The following is a 3,574-nucleotide window of genomic DNA, read 5'->3' on the forward strand; positions in this document are numbered from 1 at the left end:
TTCTCACCTGGCTACGCCGATTGGGAGACACACCCTAGTCGACCTGCTCACCGAGGACGCGGAGTTCAGCATGCCGCCGTTCGAGCTCTGGCTCCGCGGCCCCGCGCAGATCGAGCGCTGGTGGCGCGGCCCCGGGCAGGTGTGCCGCAACTCGCGGACCATCGTCACCTCCGCCAACGGCCGTCCGGCCGTCGCGGTCTATCACGACGGCGGCGGTCGAGACGAGAGCCGAAACGACGCCGGCGTTCGCGACTCCAGCGCGGCTCGATGGGAGCCGTTCGCGATCCACGTCCTGGAGTCCCGCGCCGGCCGCCTCTCGGCCCTCACCCACTTCATCGGCGCGGGCCACTTCGCCGAGTTCGGCCTGCCCGCCCACCTGCCGTAGGGAGAATCCCCGCCGCACCGATCACTTTCGGCGCCTCGCACCGTCTACCCCTGTGAAGGACGGTCCTTCGGGCCCCGAGCACCTGCTCGACCGGGCCCCCGAGTCCCCTCAGGAGGGATCATCATGAGCCGCACGATCACGGCCCACATGTTCTCCACGCTCAACGGCGTGACGGAGCATGCCGAGCACTGGCAGTTCGACGCCTTCGGACCCGAGGAGATGGAGTTCATGCAGAAGATGACTGCCGCGACCACGGACCTGGTGCTGGGCCGCACGCTCTGGCAGGAGTGGTCCGGTTACTGGCCCGGTGCGCAGGACCCGTTCGCCGAGTGGGTCAACCCGGTCCGCAAGCACGTGCTCACCTCCACCCTGACGGGCGAGCTGCCGTGGAACAGCGTTATCGCCACCGGTGATGCGGCCGGGTACCTCGGGCAGCTGCGGCAGGAACCGGGCGGCGACATCGCGATCGCGGGTGGCGTGGAGACCACCAGGAGGCTGGTGCTGGCGGGCCTGGTGGACGAGCTCACGCTGACCATCCACCCGGTGATCTCCGGTGAGGGCCGCAGGCTCTTCGACGAGTCCGTCCCCACGACGCGCCTGCGTCTGTTGAACTCGACGCAGACCCAGGCGGGCAACATCGTCGCGACCTATGCCCTGCGCTCGGACTCCGCGGACGCCTGACCGGACCCACCCGCTCATCACCCGAAACCCATCACCCCGCCGCCTATCGATCAGAGGAGAATCCGATGTCCTTCCAGGCGTATCTCGACACCATCGAAACCAAGACCGGGCTGACGCCGCGGCAACTCGTGGATCAGGCGACCGAACGCGGTTTCGGCCCCGGCACCAAGGCCGGGCCGATCCTGGAATGGTTGAAGAACGACTACGGCCTCGGCCGCGGCCACGGCATGGCGCTCGTCCACGTGATCACCAAGGGGCCCCGGATCAGCTCGAAGCACGTCGGCTCCACCGGCTCACACGCCGACGCGACCGACATGCTCTGGCTCGATGGCGCGGCCACCAACCCGAACCGCTGATCCCGGGTCCTCCCCCGCCGAGCCGGCGGCGAGTATGCGCAGCCGGTCAGTATCGGATCCCGGCCCCACCACCCGCCACCGCGGGTAGCGTCCGTCACCATGCAGCCCTCGCCCGACCAGGCACCCGAGACCGCAGCCGACCAGCGAGAGGTCGTCCTCGAGCGCCACGACGACGTCGCCGTGATCAGGCTCAACAGCCCCGATCGGCTCAACGCTGCGACCACGCGGAACCTCACCGACCTCGTCGCCGCTCTCGACGCCTGCGACGCCGACGACGACATCCGGGCCGTGGTGCTCACCGGCACCGGACGAGCGTTCTGCGCGGGGGCCGATATCTCGGGCGGGGGCGACACCTTCGCCGTCGATCCAGGCCAGGACAACGGCCACGCCCCGCCGGACACGGGCGGCCTGGTCTCGCTACGCATCTTCCGGATGACCAAGCCGATCATCTCGGCGATCAACGGCTCGGCCGCGGGCGTCGGGGTGACCATGACCCTGCCCACGGACGTGCGTATCGCCGCGGATCACGCCAAATTCGGGTTCGTGTTCACGCGACGCGGGTTGGTGCCGGAGGCGTGCTCCACCTGGTTCCTGCCCCGCATCGTGGGCATCTCCACGGCGGTCGAGTGGACTGTCGGCGGCAGGACCATCCTCGCCGGCGAGGCCCTGGAGCGCGGCCTGGTCCGTGAGCTGCTCCCGACCGACGAGGTCCTCCCCCGCGCCATCGAGATCGCTCGCGAGCTGACCCGCGGCACGGCCCCGGTCTCGGCGGCGCTGACCCGCCAGCTCATGTGGCGGATGCTCGGCGCTCCCGACCCTGAGGTGGCCCACCGCGCCGAGTCCATCGGTATCTATACCCGCGGCACGTCCGCCGACGTCCGCGCCGGCGTCTCCGCGTTCCTGGCCAAGGAGGAGCCGGACTTCCCGGACCGCGTCTCGGACGGCCTGCCCGACCTCTTCACCTGAGCTACTTCCCTCACTGCCTCGCCGCAACATCTGACCAGCTCCACCGCCACCCCCCACCTCGGAGAGGACTCCCCATGACTTCTGTCGACCTCACCGGTCGCGTCGCGATCGTCACCGGATCGACCGCCGGCCTCGGCGCCCGATTCGCCCATGTGCTCGCGGACGCGGGCGCGACTGTCGTCGTGACCGGGCGGCGTACCGAGAGGATCGAGGAGGTCGTCGACGCGATCAGCCGACGCGGAGGCAGCGCGCACGGCGTTCGGCTGGACGTCGCCGATCCGGCCTCCGTCGAGTCCTGCCTCACGGAGGTGACCGAGCGTCTCGGCGCTCCCCGGATCCTGATCAACAACGCCGGCATCCCCGATGCGCAGCGCGCACACAAGATGTCACTGGAGCTCGTGGACGCCGTGTTGGACACCAATATCCGTGGCCCGTGGCTCATGGCGACAGGGGTGGCCCGCCGGTTGATCGTGGCCGAAACGCCGGGCCGGATCGTCAACATCTCCTCGATGGCCGCGTACCACTATGCCGGGAACGGGGCCGCCCTCTATGCCACCACCAAAGCGGCACTCAGTCGGATGACGGAGGCCCTCGCCGTGGAGTGGGCGCGCAATCTCATCAACGTCAACGCCATCGCGCCGGGAGTCTTCGAGTCGGAGATGACCGACGGGATGCTCGAGCGGGTCGGCGACATCGCGCCCGGGTTCCCGCGCAAGCGCCTCGGCGTACCCGAACAGCTCGATTCCACGCTGCTCTACCTCGTCTCCGACGCATCAGAGGCGGTCACCGGGACCGTCATCAAGATCGACGACGGGCAACTCCCCCGCTGATCCCGACCCGAGAATGTCCCGCATCAGGCCTCGGTGCGGCGCCACCAGTCGCTGATCGCGGTGGCCAACTCCTCAGGCGTCTCGACCGGCAGCATGTGCCCGGTCTCCGGGATCTCCACGTAGGTCACCGCCTGGGCGCCCTTGCTGCTGGCGCCCGCACCACCGCCCCCGGCACCGTTTGCCTCGGCCCACCTGCGCTGTTCCTCGGTGGGCACCACCTGGTCGTGTGATGCCCCCACGATGAGGACCGGGCAGGGCGCCTGCGCGGGGAAGGTACTGCGGTCCGGCCGTGCGCCCAGGGCCACCGAGTGCGCGGCGAACCGCTCCGGCCCGTACCCGCGCGCCGCGCGCAGCCG

Annotated in this window: 5 protein-coding genes and 1 pseudogene; 5 read left to right on the forward strand and 1 reads right to left on the reverse strand. The window is 69.9% G+C overall.

Translation table 11 applies throughout. The features are described 5' to 3' along the window. The 5 genes and pseudogenes from G6022_RS04965 to G6022_RS04985 all read left to right on the forward strand — a co-directional run. Positions 1 to 385 (forward strand): annotated as a pseudogene (locus G6022_RS04965) (hypothetical protein); the annotation flags it as partial. 123 nt (positions 386 to 508) lie between these two features. Then, the gene (locus G6022_RS04970; protein ID WP_095718241.1) at positions 509 to 1,066 is read left to right on the forward strand and encodes a dihydrofolate reductase family protein; all 558 of its coding nucleotides are present in this window, start codon (positions 509 to 511) and stop codon (positions 1,064 to 1,066) included. A gap of 65 nt (positions 1,067 to 1,131) precedes the next feature. Next, positions 1,132 to 1,422 (forward strand): DUF4287 domain-containing protein, encoded by a 291-nt coding sequence (locus G6022_RS04975; RefSeq protein ID WP_182640109.1) that lies wholly within the window; start codon positions 1,132 to 1,134, stop codon positions 1,420 to 1,422. 99 nt (positions 1,423 to 1,521) lie between these two features. Then, entirely contained in the window at positions 1,522 to 2,388 is an 867-nt protein-coding gene (locus G6022_RS04980) for an enoyl-CoA hydratase-related protein (protein WP_182640110.1), read from the forward strand. A gap of 74 nt (positions 2,389 to 2,462) precedes the next feature. Next, entirely contained in the window at positions 2,463 to 3,218 is a 756-nt protein-coding gene (locus G6022_RS04985) for an SDR family NAD(P)-dependent oxidoreductase (protein WP_182640111.1), read from the forward strand. A gap of 23 nt (positions 3,219 to 3,241) precedes the next feature. Here the strand turns inward: G6022_RS04985 and G6022_RS04990 are convergent. Beyond that, positions 3,242 to 3,574, reverse strand: a 333-nt coding sequence (locus tag G6022_RS04990) for an alpha/beta hydrolase (protein WP_182691102.1), incomplete at its 5' end; no start/stop codon positions are given.

Source organism: Dietzia sp. Cai40, from assembly GCF_014145165.1.
In the GTDB taxonomy this organism is placed as follows: Bacteria; Actinomycetota; Actinomycetes; order Mycobacteriales; family Mycobacteriaceae; genus Dietzia; species Dietzia natronolimnaea.

Coding starts and splice junctions, on each gene's coding strand:
- G6022_RS04970 (WP_095718241.1), top strand. CDS start 509: ATGAGCCGCACGATCACGGCCCACATGTTCTCCACGCTCAACGGCGTG.
- G6022_RS04975 (WP_182640109.1), top strand. CDS start 1,132: ATGTCCTTCCAGGCGTATCTCGACACCATCGAAACCAAGACCGGGCTG.
- G6022_RS04980 (WP_182640110.1), top strand. CDS start 1,522: ATGCAGCCCTCGCCCGACCAGGCACCCGAGACCGCAGCCGACCAGCGA.
- G6022_RS04985 (WP_182640111.1), top strand. CDS start 2,463: ATGACTTCTGTCGACCTCACCGGTCGCGTCGCGATCGTCACCGGATCG.